Raw genomic sequence first — 14,379 nt, forward strand, 5'->3', positions numbered from 1 at the left:
TGGCGTCCCCTAGGGGATTCGAACCCCTGTTACCGCCGTGAAAGGGCGGTGTCCTAGGCCTCTAGACGAAGGGGACAGAAAACGGTTACCAGCCGCATTCCGCAGAGACAAAACGTCTGTCTCTACTTCGCCACATCCCGCATTGCGTGATGTGAGAAACTTGGTGGAGCTAGGCGGGATCGAACCGCCGACCTCTTGCATGCCATGCAAGCGCTCTCCCAGCTGAGCTATAGCCCCAAGCTTAATCACTTAAGCTCAAAGCTAGGCCTTTGCCTTAAGTGCTGCTGTTCCCTGACAGCGGGGCGCATTCTAGGCATCCGACCTTTTTATGTCAACGCTTTTTTTCAGGAATTTGCTCTGTTTGATATATATTTCAACGCTTTGTCTATTCGTTGTGCAACTTGCTCAAAACTTAACAATTCCAGAGTGACATCCAGTGATGGCGAATTACCCGATCCGGTGGCAGCAACACGCAGTGGCATACCAATTTTACCCATGCCCACTTCCAGTTGTTCAGCGGTTGCGTTGATTGCCGCATGAATATTCACTGCATTCCAGTCACTAATGGCGGCCAAATTGGCTTTTACCGCTTCAAGTGGTTGTTGTGCTACCGGACGTAAATGCTTTTTAGCCGCGTTTTCATCAAACTCGTTATAGTCTTCATAGAAATAACGGCTGATTTCTGCCAGCTCTTTCAGGGTTTTAACCCGGTCGGCCTGAATGTTAATCACCTGCTCCAGTGAAGGACCCTTGCTTAAATCAATGCCCTGCTGCTCAAAATGCCATTTAGCATATTCAGCCACCTCAGCTACCGGCATGGTTTTAATATAGTGCTGGTTTAACCAAATCAGTTTTTCGGTATTAAAGGCTGATGCCGACTGACCAATGCCATCCAGGCTAAAATGCTCCAGCATTTCATCCATGCTGAAAATTTCCTGATCGCCGTGTGACCAGCCTAAACGTACTAAATAGTTTAATAGTGCTTGTGGCAGGAAACCGTCATCACGGTATTGCATCACCCCAACCGCGCCATGACGCTTCGACAGTTTTTTACCATCATCACCTAAAATCATGGATACGTGGGCGTATTCTGGTACCGGCGCACCCAAGGCTTCTAAAATATTAATCTGACGCGGGGTGTTGTTAATATGGTCTTCACCACGTACTACGTGGGTAATGCCCATTTCCCAGTCATCAATAACAACACAGAAGTTATAGGTTGGTGTACCGTCGCTGCGCTGAATAATTAAATCGTCTAACTCGGCGTTAGCAATTTCGATTTTACCGCGAATATGATCGTTAATAACCACTTTACCCTCTGTTGGGTTTTTAAAGCGGATAACATAAGAGCCTTCCTGCTGTTCATGGCTGTGACGACATTTACCGTCGTATTTGGGTTTTTCACCATTGGCCATTTGGCTTTCACGCAATTCGTCCAGACGTTCACGCGAGCAATAACATTTATAGGCTTTGCCTTGTTCAAGTAATTGCGCTACATAATCTTTATAACGGTCGAAACGTTTGGTCTGGTAATAGGGACCTTCGTCCCAGGTTAAACCTAACCATTCCATACCTTCTAAAATGGCATCGATGGCGTCCTGAGTGGAACGTTCAATATCGGTATCTTCAATTCGCAGAACAAATTTGCCGCCTTGTGATTTGGCATAAAGCCATGAATAAAGCGCTGTACGCGCACCACCAACATGCAGATAACCAGTTGGGCTGGGGGCAAATCGAGTTACTACCGTCATAATTAATCTATCTCTGGATAAGTCAGTAAAAAAATTGGCGCTATTCTAGCGTAAAGCCATGCGCAATGCGACGTAACATAAAACGAAATAATCTGATTAGGCCAATTCCTTTTTATCGCGTCAGCAAGTAAGCTTTCGGCCTGTTTGTACAATCTTAAATTCTCGTGAAAAATCAATCATTACATGCATTTATGCAGGGCGCGAAAGACACCATGCCACTGATACTGGCCGCAATGCCATTTGGCGTTGTATTTGGTGCGATGGCCACCGCAGCCGGATTAAGCAGTTTATTTACCATGGCCATGTCGGTACTGGTGTTTGCCGGCTCATCTCAATTTATTGCGGTAGCGCTGATATCCGGTGGCTCGGCAGCGCTCATTATTATCGCCACCACCTTTATTGTTAACCTGCGCCAGTTATTGTATTCGATCAGTTTATTGCCTCATGTACGCAAAGTACCGCAGGCCATGCGTTTACCGCTGGGCTTTTTATTGACCGATGAAACCTTTGCCACCGTGGTTAACCGGCTGGCCCGTGAACCCGATTATCCGCACTGGGTGGCCTACTATCTTGGCTCTGGGCTATTTATGTATGGCTTTTGGTTAATGAGCACCGCAGTGGGTGTCATCGCGGGTAACGCCTTCCCGGCCCTGACCGAATTTGGATTAGATATCGCTATGGTAGTGGCGTTTGTCGGCATAGTTATCGCCAATTTAAAAATGCCAAGCCACTATATATGTGCACTGGTAGCAGGTGTAAGCGGCTTATTAACCTATCACTGGCCACATCAAAGCGGATTGTTATTTTCGGCCTTTATTGCCATTGCCTGCGGGGTTATTGCCGAACAAAAGTTAACTAAAACTACAAAAGGAGGCGGTGATGAATAACGGGTGGATTATTGTTGGTATGGTGATTGTAACTTTTATTCCGCGTTATTTGCCTTTAGCCATGGCAAACCGGGTGCATTTGTCGCCCACCTTAATTAAAGCCTTGTCCTATGTGCCGATTGCGGTACTGACGGTCATTATCAGCCAGACAGTTTTTTATCAGCATGGTCAGTTAAATACCCAGTGGAATAATCCCTATTTATTAGGAGCACTGGCGTCGGCTATATGTGCCTTTATGCAGCCACGTTTGTTAATTAGCATTGTGGTGGGCATGCTGGTGTATGGTGTGGCGCGCTTTTATTTTTAACCTTGCGGTGTTTAATGCGTAAGCAGAGTGTTTAAATTGCTAGCAATTTGAACATATGTTGCACATTTAAATCAGTTTTTTAGAAATAGTATTGACAGTCAAATCTGCCTCACTATAATGGCGCTCCACTTGAGGGCAACAGCCTTCAGACGGAAAAATCGGACGCTTAGCTCAGTTGGGAGAGCATCGCCCTTACAAGGCGAGGGTCACTGGTTCAAGTCCAGTAGCGTCCACCACTTTTTCCGTGCAATAACACAATTTGGACGCTTAGCTCAGTTGGGAGAGCATCGCCCTTACAAGGCGAGGGTCACTGGTTCAAGTCCAGTAGCGTCCACCATTTTCGTGCTAAAGTCCAAAATGGACGCTTAGCTCAGTTGGGAGAGCATCGCCCTTACAAGGCGAGGGTCACTGGTTCAAGTCCAGTAGCGTCCACCACTCTTTATTGAAAAATTCCCTTTATAGTTAATACCAATACCCGCTCATCGTGATGATTGCTGTATTTTATACTTAAGCATTTTTTCAAATAGTGACTCATGCTTTTTATCTGCGATACGATAAACTAATTATTCAACTCAACATACGTTATCGCTATGGATCGCAATCTCGCCAAAAACAGTAATGTACTGATCATCGATGAGCAGGTTCTTGCCCAGGGTTATATGAAGTATGCGCTGCAGGAATTGGGTTTCGAAAAAATCTCCTATGTTGAGCAAGCCGACAAAGCGCTAAACCGCATTCAGGCCGAAGAATTTGATCTGATCATCTGCTCCTATCATTTAAAAAAGGAACAGGAAGGTTACAGTCTTTACGAATATTTAATTAGCGAACGCATCATTCCCGAGTCTACCGCGTTTGTATTTATCAGCAGTGAAACCAATGCCGACATAGTGCAAAGCATTATTGAGCTGCAACCGGATGAGTTTTTAGTTAAACCCTTCACCGTTAACGATATCAGTCGCCGTTTAACCCGTATTTTAAAACGCAAAAAAGTCTTAAAAGACATTTATCAGTTAATGCACAAGGATTTAAACGAACAGGCGCTGGATGCCGTTGAAACCTTTTTAACCTCGCCGGATAAATCTGAATTTTTCCCCATCGCATTAAAACTGAAAGGCGAGTTATTGTTATTGTGTGAACAATACGAACAAGCCAAAGAGTTTTATCAGGCCATTATCAACGTACAGAATTTTGCCTGGGCGCAACTGGGCATGGTCAAATCCCTGATGGCGCTTGATCAGGATGACGAAGCTGAAAAACTATTACTGCGCCTGGCCTTTAAAGCGGACGCTCAGGTTAAAGCCTTTGATTTACTGGCAGATATTCAAATCAAACAAAAAGATTTTGATATGGCGCTGGAAAGCACCCTGCTGGCGGCAGAATTATCACCACGTAATATCAAACGTCATCAGTATGCCATGCAGTTGTCACGTTTAACCCACGATCATCAAACCTTGTTTGAAATTTCAAAAAAAGTGGTACGTTATGCGCGTAATTCTGTGTATGAACAACCGCAAATCTATTTAAATGCCGCGCGCGCGGGTATCGACTATGCGATGACCGCCGGGCCTGAACAGTGCAACCTGTTACTTAAGCAGTGCAACGAATACCTAAAACGCTTTAATAAAACCTTCCCCAAGGCGCAAATGAGTGAGCCTTTAAAGGTTATTCATGCACGCATGCATTATTTACAGGATGAAAAGCATAAAGCGGAAGCCTTATTGAACCAGCTGGATGATAACAACTGGTCGCGCGACAGCATGGAAGATTTACTCGATAAAGCCAAAGCGTTCCACGAAATTGGTTTGTATGAAAAATCCATGCGTTTATTGAATGAAATTGAACGTCGCTGTCGCCAGTATCCTGATCAGGGCAAAATATTCCTGCGTTATATTTTGCAGGAAAAACAGGAACGCCATGCCATTCGTTACAGCCCCAAAGAGCTTAATAATGCAGGTGTAAGCTTTTATCAGACCGGTGATATTCACGGTGCGATGAAAATATTCCGCCAGGCATTTCGCGTGATGCCGAAAAACCCGGCGATTGCGCTTAATTTATTGCAGGCCATAGCTCTTCGTTTGCGCGAGCAGTCTTTAACCGACAATATTCGCTCCACCATGAAGCGCTGTATCTATACCATTGAAAACAGCAACCTGACGCAGGATCAGGAAGAACGATACCAAAAGGTCACCCGCTTTTTTGAAGAGGTTGCCTAAGGCGCAACCTCAGTTTAACTGCATTTAGTTTCAATGCCTTAGCTGCTACTATTGTCGCCCTACTCTGTTTGCTTGCTGTAACCTATGCGACGTTTAAAAAACTCTCCGGAACATGATGGCCCGGTAAACTGGCATGTATTAACACGCCTGTGGCCGTATTTGCTTGAACATAAAATCCGCGTCGGCCTGGCACTGGCCTGTTTGATCCTGGCCAAAATAGCCAGTGTCGGTTTGCCCTTTGTGCTTAAACATATTGTTGACGGGCTGAATATTCCAGCCGACAAACTCACCACTGCTACTTTTCCCATCGCCCTGATTGTGGCGTACGGAGTGGTGCGTTTGTCTAACGTATTATTTGGTGAAATTCGCGATACTTTATTTGGCCGGGTAACTGAGCGCGCCATGCGCCGTATCGGCTTAAGCGTGTTTAAACATCTGCACCAACTGGAACTGGCCTTTCATTTAAACCGTCAGACCGGTGGATTATCCCGGGACATTGAGCGCGGCACCACTGGTATCAGCTTTTTGATGCGTTTTATGGTGTTTAATATCGTGCCTACCCTGCTGGAAATTGTGCTGGTAGCCGCCATTTTACTGGTTAATTATGGCTGGGGGTTTGGCTTGATTGTATTACTGTCAGTTATCGCCTATGTGGCCTTTTCGGTTAAAGCCACCGACTGGCGGACCCGCTACGTGCGTGAAATGAATAAGGCCGATTCCACCACCAATACCCGCGCGATTGACAGCCTGCTTAATTTTGAAACCGTGCGTTATTTTGCCAATGAGCAATACGAAGCGCGTTTGTACGATGACAATCTGGCCCAGTGGGAAACCGCACGTCGTAACAACAGGTTGTCTTTATTTGCCTTAAATGGTGGTCAGGCGTTTATTATTGCCGCCTCTATGACCGCTATGATGTTGCTGGCCGCCCATCATGTCAGCGAAGGCACAATGACCATAGGTGATTTTGTGCTGATCAACGCCTTTACCATGCAGATTTTTATGCCACTTAACTTTTTGGGTTTTGTGTACCGTGAAATTCGTAACGCCATGGCCAATATTGAAAACTTATTTACCCTGCTGGATACCAGACCAAAAGTTAACGATAAAGTCGATGCCACAACACTTGAGGTATCACAGGGTGCGATTTGTTTTGATAAGGTGAAATTCCAGTACCAGCCTGAACGCCCGATTTTAAATGAGATTAGTTTTAAGGTCGAAGCCGGACAAAAAGTGGCGATTGTCGGTGAAAGTGGCTCGGGTAAATCCACCATCAGTAAACTGCTGTTTCGTTTGTACGATATTGATGGCGGCGAAATTAGTATTGATGGTCAGGCCATAGACGCTGTCACTCAGCAATCCTTGCGCCAGCAACTGGCGATTGTGCCGCAGGATACGGTGTTATTTAATGATACTATCGCTGCCAATATCCGTTACGGTCAGCCTGATGCCAGTGACGAACAACTGCAGCAGGCGATTAAACTGGCGCATTTAGGTAAATTTATCGATTCACTGCCCGATGGGCTTAATACCCAGGTGGGCGAACGCGGCCTCAAACTATCCGGCGGCGAAAAACAACGGGTAGCCATTGCCAGAGCCATTTTAAAAGGCTGCAATATAATTGTGTTTGATGAAGCCACCTCGTCGTTGGATAGTCATTCAGAACAAGCCATATTAGAGGCAATTCGTGAGGTGTCCAGCGGACACACCAGTTTGATTATCGCCCATCGTTTATCCACTATCGTTGATGCGGATTGTATTTTAGTGATGCAACAAGGCGCGATTGCCGAACAAGGCACGCATCAACAACTTTTAGCTAAACAGGGCGTTTATGCCGCGCTGTGGCAGACTCAGTTAAAACAACATGCTTGATCCACAACAGTTAATCGATACCATCAACCAGCCCATGCCTTTTGGTAAATACAAGGGCATGAAGCTAATTCATTTGCCCGAACCCTATTTGGTGTGGTTTCACAAACAAGGGTTTCCTGACGGCAAATTAGGCCAGCAATTAGCGCTAATGTATGAAATAAAACTCAACGGACTTGAGAAAAATTTGACAGATTTAGTGAAATAATCCGGTCTGATTAACGGGTTGTTGCACTCCACTGGTGTTTTTTAGTGGTAAACAGCTCACATTCTACAATAAATCTATATAATTCAAATAATTGACGATATATAATCTGTACCACAAAATACACTTATTACGGCTATAGTTGTAGTATCCGGTTAACACATCAATAAGCTAAATTTAGGCGAGGGACACTGTATGCTGTTTATACAATATGTCGCAACACGTCTGTTTATGTCGTGTGTTATATGCTGCATCAGCTTTTATTCATTTGCTCAGATAAAACAGGCCACCATTGTTTTCACTGAAAACATGTCGGAAATAAGCCAGCACAATTACGGTGGTTATGCCGAGCTGGCGACATTGCTCAAACAACAACGTAAACAAAAACATAACGTCTTTTTCCTGTTTGGAGGATCAAGCATCGGTCCCAGTAGTTTATCCTCACTGGATAAAGGTGCACATATTATTGATCTGCTAAACAGTATTGGCCCTGATGCCATGGGCGTGGCTAAAAAGGATTTTAGCTATCTGGAAGATCAATTATCCCTGCGCTCCTATGAAGCAGCCTTTCCTATGGTCAGCAGCAATATATATGATCCATTATCTGACGGTATACTTGATGGGCTGGTATCCAGCACCATTGCGCATCAGGGTCAGGTCAATATCGGTGTATTATCAGTGCTTCACCAAACAGTATTATCCGAATATGCGTTAGAACGCCTTGAAGTCAGGGATCCCGCTACCGCCATTAGAGAACAAGCAGCCATTCTGCGTCGCAATAACGTTGATTTGATTGTTTTAATGTACAGTTTTGGACTGGATGATATTCAGCAATTACTTGATGAACGGGTGATTGATTTAAGCCTGCATAAAGACAATTATTTTCAGCAACGACAACTTAAACCACCGCAAATTCACGCCAGAGACATTTTTGTTACCATTCCCGGCAGTGCTGGCGTGATTGATTTAAGCTGGAATAACAATCAACCCGAGACACTTGCCTTCGACTGGCGACAGGTTCTGCTTTCGGACATGATTGCTGACCCCGATTTAAAAAAGCAGGTCGACAGTTACAGCAGCAGAGTGAATCGCCTGTTTAATCAGCCTATTGGTGAATTACTGACACATATAGATACACGCCGCCATGCTTTGCGTGTAAAGGAAAACGCGTTTGCCAACTATGTAACAGATGCGCTGGTAAAGTATTCTGGTGCTGAAATCGGACTATTAAACAGCGGCACAATACGTGGCGACAAAGTCATGAAACCGGGCGATTTCATCACACGTAAGGACATTTCACAAATGCTGCCTTATCGTAATGAAGTGGTAACCATGCAAGTACCCGGAAGCGATATTATTCTGGCGTTGGAAAATGGTTTTAAATTTATTGATGAAGCCAGAGGGCGTTATCTGCAGGTGTCGGGGTTAAATGTCACCTACAACAGCCAGTTCCCTCCCGATAAACGGGTTATTTCGGTTAAGGTACATGGCAAGCCCATCGTTAAAGATAAAATATACAGTGTTGTAACCAGTAATTATCTGGCAAAAGGCGGCGATGCATTCACTATGTTTGCGGACAAAAAGATAGTGAATTTAACCCATAAAATGACACGTTTATTAGCAGATGTGGTAGTTGACCAGATACTAACGGATAAGCAAATTGCCCCTAAAGAACAGAACAGATTAACCGATATAACCCTGGTGCCCTGTAAGGAAAATAGTGACTGTTAATAAAAAAAATAAACGCGTATGGCGCTTATATTCGCTTAACACCTTTTTTGTATCCTTACTTATTTTTGTATCGGTACTCCTGGCGGCGATCGCAACGCTGGTATATGAGCGCCTGAAAGAATTCGACGTTATCCTTGATGAAATCAGCACCGAGTCGATCCCCGCAGCTTTGCACAGTAACCGGGTAAATAGTCAGGTGAACAGCCTGACATACCTGATCGACGGTCTTGCCCAGTCATCAACTCAGGCATCGCGGCGTATCGCCAATCGTGAAGTCTCGGCCAAAGTAAGTGAGATCATGGCCATGATTGAACAACATGGCAAAGACGAATATCTGGCCATGCACATTCAATCAATGAAAGACGAACTGGAGCATCTCAACAGATTGATTGACCAGCGCTTATTGCTCGATGACACCATTAATAAACGCAAAACGGCTTTGTACAAATCCTACAACAAAATTATGGACTTTATGCTATCGCCTAATCATCGCTCAAATTTGTCCCCAACCAGCTTTTTATGGACGATTGAGCTGGCCGATATTGTCGCTACAGCTTCTGAATCACTTACCAGTGAACGGATAAATCAGGTTCGGCAAATTAATGAACTGGTAGATACGTTACTCAGCAAACAATACCAGTCCATCGATAATTTACCGGAAAAAATGAAAACCAAAGCCACTCAGGTAACGGTTGAATTACAACGATTACTGTTAGGTGAAAGTGGCATGATAAATCTGCGTTCCGAGCAATTACGCTTAATGGGTCGCTCAATTGGCCGTGGTCATTTTGTACGCAATCTGGTGACGGATATTGCCAATTTATCGGAGTTTCGTTCCTACGAGCTGAATAACAGCATACAACTGGAAACATTAAAAACATCACAACGCATTAAACAGCAGATTAAATTGCTCGGTTTATTATCAGCATCAGCAGTACTCGGTTTATTGATTGCGGTATATATGATCCGCCACCGGGTGGTTAATCGCCTGAATAAATTGAATAAAAAAATTCAGTCGCACATTGATGGTGAACCGTTACAGGTTGATATTCGTGGCCAGGATGAAATTGCTGATATTGCCCGGTCTTTTCGTTATTTCACCCGCACAATTGAAATTCAGCAACAGCAGTTACAGGAGTTATCTTTAACAGATGGGTTAACTGGTATTGCCAACCGCCGGGCTTTGGATGAACATTTGCCAACCTATCTGCAGTCGGCTATCCGCCACCACTGGCCGGTATCGTTACTACTGATGGACGTGGATTATTTTAAACCATACAACGATAATTACGGCCACAATAAGGGAGACGAATGTCTGCAACAGATCGCCAAAATACTCACCCGATGTAAAAGACGGGATGAAGATTTTGTAGCGCGTTATGGTGGTGAGGAGTTTGTTTTTGTTTTACCACAAAGCGATAACAGAGGCGCCGAGCTTGTTGCTACCTTATTGCAACAGGCAATTGAAGAACAGCGCATCCCCCATGAGCACAGCCTTGTCGCAGATCATGTCACTATGAGTATCGGTATTGCAACCTTCCATTACGACGATCCTATATCAGCCGATCAGCTGTTAAAAAATGCCGACACAGCCTTATATGAAGCCAAAAATCTTGGCCGAAATCGCTTTGTTAGTTTTATAGAATAATTAGCCGCCAGCGTCACATACACTTTCACGTTCGATTAAGTGTGGTGACAATACATGTTGCAACTGCATTGAGCTGTTTTCATAGGCCCGGTTTAAGATCCAGCGCGCGGCCATCTGGCCAATTTCTTTCATCGGATAGCGGATCGTAGTTAGGCGGGGGGTCAGGTAATTACTGAATTCCACGTCATCGAATCCAACAACAGACACACTTTCCGGTACCTTTAAGCCCGCGTCACGCAAAGCACCGATGGCACCCGATGCCATTTCGTCGTTACCACATGCTACAGCGCTGAATTTTTTACCGGCGTTTAACAGGGTTTCAATGCCTTCTACCCCTGAATGAACCTGAAAGTCACCTTCATAAATCAGTGATTCATCATACGCAATATTCGCCTCTGCCAGCGCTTCTTTATGCCCCTGCAAACGTTCTATTGCATCCGATTTCCACAACGAACCGGCGATATAAGCAATGTCACGATGGCCTTTATCGATCAACGCTTTACTGGCGAGATATCCACCAAAATGGTTATCGAGGCTGATGCAGTTATCTTCTATCGCTTCAATAACCCGGTTAACCAGCACAAAAGGCACTTTTTGTTTGGCAAGTTCAATCAGATATTCATCACTGGTAGACTCAAGATGCAAAATAAGCGCATCGCAACGGCGCATAAGTAACGCTTCAATCGCACTCTTTTCATCTTTTTCATTACTGTGTCCGGTCATAATAAACATATGTTTATTGGCGCGGCGTAATACTTCTTCCGAACCGGACATCATAATACCAAAGGAGCCGTACAGCTGAGGAACCACATACCCTACCGTGTTGGTTTTGTTTGAGGCGAGGGACTGGGCAATAGAATTGGGTCGGTAACCCAATTCTTTCATTGCCGCTTCCACCAGTTTACGGGTTTCAAGTTTAACTGAGTCGGCGTTGTTAATAACGCGCGACACCGTAGCCGATGACACCTTTGCCAACTCAGAAACTTGTTTGATGGTTACCATGTAAGCGTACTTCCTTTGTTATTATCAGGCTGTTGTCTGGCGGTTGATCCCCGTCTCAGCCTGCAGGTTGGCCAGAACCTGATTATTTAGCTTGTAATTGCGCATCACCAGGGCGACCAGAACCGAGCCAACTGCCGGGAATATGGTAAATGACAGTAATATTCCCATTTTTGTCTCTTCTGTTTGGGCTATTTCAGCCTGATATCCGTAATAAGCCAGTAACCAACCAGCAATAGCACCACCCAGTGCGACCCCCAGTTTAATAAAAAATACCACTGAGGAATAGGTCATTCCGGTAATTCTTACCCCGGTTTTCCATTCACCATAATCGACACTGTCGGCAATTTTTGCCCATAACAAAGGCGTGGCCATTTGCAGAAACATACCCCACAGGAAATACAGCACAAATGCCAGTGCAATTTGTTCTGCACCAACAAAAAAGCTCACAACACAAATAAATGCCGCAATCAGCTGTAATCCGATATAAGCCTTAATTTTGCTGACTCGTTTCGCCAGCGGTTGCGCCAGCGCACAGCCGATCATATTACCTATCATGCCAACCGTAACAAAAGTGGTAATCAGGTCTTCACGCAACAGGTAGTATTTAATGTAATAAATGGCGAGTGTGGTCCTAAGAACCATACCCGTTAATAAAAATACTGCGGCAATGCACAGAATTCGCCATTGATCATTTTGCCACAGAGATGCAGCTTCTTTAGCAAAACTCACCTTCGTATCATTTACCGGAGCAACCCGCTCCCTGGTGCCAAAGAAACAAATCAGAAATAACACAACGCCAACAATACTCATGGCCATCATGGCTCGCTGATAACCAATCGCAGGATTACCGTTTCCAAAGTAATCAACCATTGGCAGTGTTAGTGAGCTCACCAGTAACCCACCTGTCATGCCTAATACAAAGCGATAACTTTGCACTGATACACGTTCATCCACATCAGCAGTTAACACGCCACCCAGCGCTGAATAAGGAATATTAATTGCGGTATAAGCCAGCATTAACAAACCATAAGTTAAATAGGCATAAATGATTTTATTTTCAGCACTTAAATCCGGCGTGGTAAAAGCAATGACACTGCATATGCCAAAAGGAATGGCTAAAAATAACAGATAAGGGCGGAATTTACCCCAGCGCGATTTAGTACGGTCGGCTAAAGACCCCATAACCGGGTCAGTTACTGCATCAAAAATACGTACCACCAAAAACATGGTACCGGCCACCGCTGGCGACAAACCAAAAATGTCAGTATAAAAATAGGTTTGAAACAACATAATGGTCTGGAAAATGAAGTTACTGGCCGTGTCCCCCAACCCATAAGCAATTTTTTCTCTGATTGAAACTTTCATCTTATTGTTATTCCTAAACTAACCGCGTTAACCACGGTTACTGATCAGATCCCGGTAAGCATATGCACTGGCTTTGGGTGTGCGTTTTTGTGTTTGATAATCCACATAAACGATGCCAAAACGTTTAACGTATCCTTCCGCCCACTCAAAGTTGTCCATTAAACTCCAGACAAAATATCCGGTAATATTGACGCCGGCTTCAATAGCATCATTCACCGCATTGATATGACTATTCAGGTAACGTAAACGTTGTTCATCATAAACCTGATCATTTTCAATTTTATCTACCGTGGCAGCGCCGTTTTCGGTGATCATCATCGGCGGCAAGCTGTATTTTTGATGCAGTGACACTAATAAATCAGTGAAAGCTGATGGACATACCTCCCAGCCCATATCCGTCAGTTCGACATTTTCGGGCATAATTTGCTCAAACCAGTTCCCGGCATGAGCCTGATAAATCGCGCGGGTGTAATAATTAATACCAAGGAAATCAATCTTCTGACTGATGATATCCATATCGCCATCGACGATATCCGGTTGCTGTTCAGTCGGCAATAAATTTATAACATCCGGATAACAACCATCCATAATAGGTTTGATGTACCACTGATTAAGGTATTCATCTGCGATGTCGGTGGCTCGTTTATCGGCATCACTGTCCGTTAACGAATAACAAGGCGTAAAATTCAGCACAATTCCATTTACTGTATCCGGACTGTTTTTATCTAACACCTGCATAGCCAGACCATGCGCCAACAGAAGGTGATGTGCCGCTTTCCGCCCTTTGTCCCTGCCAGTTAAACCGGGCGCATGAACACCAATTTCATAGCCTAAATAAGCACTGCAGAATGGTTCGTTGAGGGTAGCGTAAGAATACACACGGTCACCAAATGCCTGGCTGATTTTGTCAGCATAGTCTGCAAACTGGTACGCAGTATCACGATTTAACCAGCCACCTTTATCTTCGAGATGCTGAGGCAGATCCCAGTGATATAAGGTGACATAAGGTTTAATGCCCGCTTCATTAAGTGCATCAAGTAATTGTACGTAAAAATCTACGCCGGTCTGATTTAACTCACCATTTTCTTTGATCACCCGTGGCCACGACACCGAAAAACGATAGGCATCAACACCAAGTGATTTGATCAACTCCACATCCTGTTGCCAGTGTTTGATATGTTCACAGGCGTATTCTCCATTGGAGTTATCCGCTATTTTGCCCGGTGTTGCGCAAAAAGTGTCCCAGATACAGGGTAAACGTGAATCTTTGGCACCCTCAATCTGAAAAGATGCAGTGGCAGTGCCAAAGGTAAATTCCGGACTCAGCATATTGCTGTTAGTCGGTAGAGATATTTTCATTCCAGCTCTCTTAATCAGCTTATTTTATTTATTTAAATTTGT

11 protein-coding genes and 5 tRNA genes are annotated in these 14,379 nt (G+C 44.5%); 10 read left to right on the plus strand and 6 right to left on the minus strand.

What is annotated here, in order from left to right; genetic code table 11:
* The 3 genes from H8B19_RS14790 to gltX all read right to left on the minus strand — a co-directional run bounded on the left by H8B19_RS14790 (position 1) and on the right by gltX (position 1,751).
* A tRNA-Glu gene (locus tag H8B19_RS14790) sits at positions 1 to 76 on the minus strand.
* 85 nt (positions 77 to 161) lie between these two features.
* A tRNA-Ala gene (locus H8B19_RS14795) sits at positions 162 to 237 on the minus strand.
* Between the two features lie 107 nt (positions 238 to 344).
* Positions 345 to 1,751 carry a glutamate--tRNA ligase gene (gltX, locus tag H8B19_RS14800; protein WP_186507669.1) on the minus strand — a complete coding sequence of 469 codons (1,407 nt, stop codon included), beginning with the start codon at positions 1,749 to 1,751 and terminating at the stop codon, positions 345 to 347.
* Between the two features lie 164 nt (positions 1,752 to 1,915).
* Between gltX and H8B19_RS14805 the strand changes: the two genes are divergently transcribed.
* The 10 genes from H8B19_RS14805 (at position 1,916) to H8B19_RS19260 (ending at position 10,611) form a co-directional block, all read left to right on the plus strand.
* Positions 1,916 to 2,638: an AzlC family ABC transporter permease gene (locus H8B19_RS14805; RefSeq protein ID WP_186507670.1), complete on the plus strand. Its 723-nt coding sequence runs from the start codon at positions 1,916 to 1,918 to the stop codon at positions 2,636 to 2,638.
* Positions 2,631 to 2,945, plus strand: a complete 315-nt coding sequence (locus H8B19_RS14810) for an AzlD domain-containing protein (RefSeq protein ID WP_186507671.1) — start codon at positions 2,631 to 2,633, stop codon at positions 2,943 to 2,945. Before H8B19_RS14805 ends, H8B19_RS14810 begins: the two co-directional genes overlap by 8 nt.
* Before the next feature lie 160 nt (positions 2,946 to 3,105).
* A tRNA-Val gene (locus H8B19_RS14815) sits at positions 3,106 to 3,181 on the plus strand.
* Positions 3,182 to 3,206: 25 nt separating this feature from the next.
* Positions 3,207 to 3,282 (plus strand) — tRNA-Val (locus H8B19_RS14820).
* Between the two features lie 22 nt (positions 3,283 to 3,304).
* A tRNA-Val gene (locus H8B19_RS14825) sits at positions 3,305 to 3,380 on the plus strand.
* Between the two features lie 155 nt (positions 3,381 to 3,535).
* The gene (locus H8B19_RS14830) at positions 3,536 to 5,158 is read left to right on the plus strand and encodes a response regulator (RefSeq protein WP_186507672.1); all 1,623 of its coding nucleotides are present in this window, start codon (positions 3,536 to 3,538) and stop codon (positions 5,156 to 5,158) included.
* An 84-nt stretch (positions 5,159 to 5,242) separates the two neighbouring features.
* On the plus strand, positions 5,243 to 7,030 hold the full coding sequence (locus H8B19_RS14835) for an ABCB family ABC transporter ATP-binding protein/permease (protein WP_186507673.1): 1,788 nt from the start codon (positions 5,243 to 5,245) through the stop codon (positions 7,028 to 7,030).
* Positions 7,023 to 7,235: a DUF3820 family protein gene (locus H8B19_RS14840; RefSeq protein ID WP_186507674.1), complete on the plus strand. Its 213-nt coding sequence runs from the start codon at positions 7,023 to 7,025 to the stop codon at positions 7,233 to 7,235. Before H8B19_RS14835 ends, H8B19_RS14840 begins: the two co-directional genes overlap by 8 nt.
* A 192-nt stretch (positions 7,236 to 7,427) precedes the next feature.
* Positions 7,428 to 8,963 (plus strand): bifunctional metallophosphatase/5'-nucleotidase, encoded by a 1,536-nt coding sequence (locus H8B19_RS14845; protein WP_186507675.1) that lies wholly within the window; start codon positions 7,428 to 7,430, stop codon positions 8,961 to 8,963.
* Positions 8,953 to 10,611 carry a diguanylate cyclase domain-containing protein gene (locus H8B19_RS19260; RefSeq protein WP_186507676.1) on the plus strand — a complete coding sequence of 553 codons (1,659 nt, stop codon included), beginning with the start codon at positions 8,953 to 8,955 and terminating at the stop codon, positions 10,609 to 10,611. The genes H8B19_RS14845 and H8B19_RS19260 overlap by 11 nt, the downstream gene beginning before the upstream one ends.
* Here H8B19_RS19260 and H8B19_RS14855 read toward each other — a convergent pair whose 3' ends face one another.
* From H8B19_RS14855 to H8B19_RS14865, 3 genes are read right to left on the minus strand one after another with little or no spacing between them, the layout of a single operon-like run.
* Complete coding sequence (locus H8B19_RS14855) at positions 10,612 to 11,613, minus strand: LacI family DNA-binding transcriptional regulator (protein ID WP_186507677.1); 1,002 nt, start codon at positions 11,611 to 11,613, stop codon at positions 10,612 to 10,614. It lies immediately after the preceding gene.
* A 24-nt stretch (positions 11,614 to 11,637) separates the two neighbouring features.
* Positions 11,638 to 12,978 carry a glycoside-pentoside-hexuronide (GPH):cation symporter gene (locus H8B19_RS14860; protein WP_186507678.1) on the minus strand — a complete coding sequence of 447 codons (1,341 nt, stop codon included), beginning with the start codon at positions 12,976 to 12,978 and terminating at the stop codon, positions 11,638 to 11,640.
* A gap of 27 nt (positions 12,979 to 13,005) precedes the next feature.
* The gene (locus tag H8B19_RS14865) at positions 13,006 to 14,337 is read right to left on the minus strand and encodes a GH1 family beta-glucosidase (RefSeq protein ID WP_186507679.1); all 1,332 of its coding nucleotides are present in this window, start codon (positions 14,335 to 14,337) and stop codon (positions 13,006 to 13,008) included.
* Positions 14,338 to 14,379: the final 42 nt, after the last annotated feature.

This window comes from Neptunicella marina (genome assembly GCF_014270035.1).
GTDB classification, from domain to species: Bacteria; Pseudomonadota; Gammaproteobacteria; order Enterobacterales; family Alteromonadaceae; genus Neptunicella; species Neptunicella marina.

Coding starts and splice junctions, on each gene's coding strand:
- gltX (WP_186507669.1), bottom strand. CDS start 1,751: ATGACGGTAGTAACTCGATTTGCCCCCAGCCCAACTGGTTATCTGCAT.
- H8B19_RS14810 (WP_186507671.1), top strand. CDS start 2,631: ATGAATAACGGGTGGATTATTGTTGGTATGGTGATTGTAACTTTTATT.
- H8B19_RS14830 (WP_186507672.1), top strand. CDS start 3,536: ATGGATCGCAATCTCGCCAAAAACAGTAATGTACTGATCATCGATGAG.
- H8B19_RS14835 (WP_186507673.1), top strand. CDS start 5,243: ATGCGACGTTTAAAAAACTCTCCGGAACATGATGGCCCGGTAAACTGG.
- H8B19_RS14840 (WP_186507674.1), top strand. CDS start 7,023: ATGCTTGATCCACAACAGTTAATCGATACCATCAACCAGCCCATGCCT.
- H8B19_RS14845 (WP_186507675.1), top strand. CDS start 7,428: ATGCTGTTTATACAATATGTCGCAACACGTCTGTTTATGTCGTGTGTT.
- H8B19_RS14855 (WP_186507677.1), bottom strand. CDS start 11,613: ATGGTAACCATCAAACAAGTTTCTGAGTTGGCAAAGGTGTCATCGGCT.
- H8B19_RS14860 (WP_186507678.1), bottom strand. CDS start 12,978: ATGAAAGTTTCAATCAGAGAAAAAATTGCTTATGGGTTGGGGGACACG.
- H8B19_RS14865 (WP_186507679.1), bottom strand. CDS start 14,337: ATGAAAATATCTCTACCGACTAACAGCAATATGCTGAGTCCGGAATTT.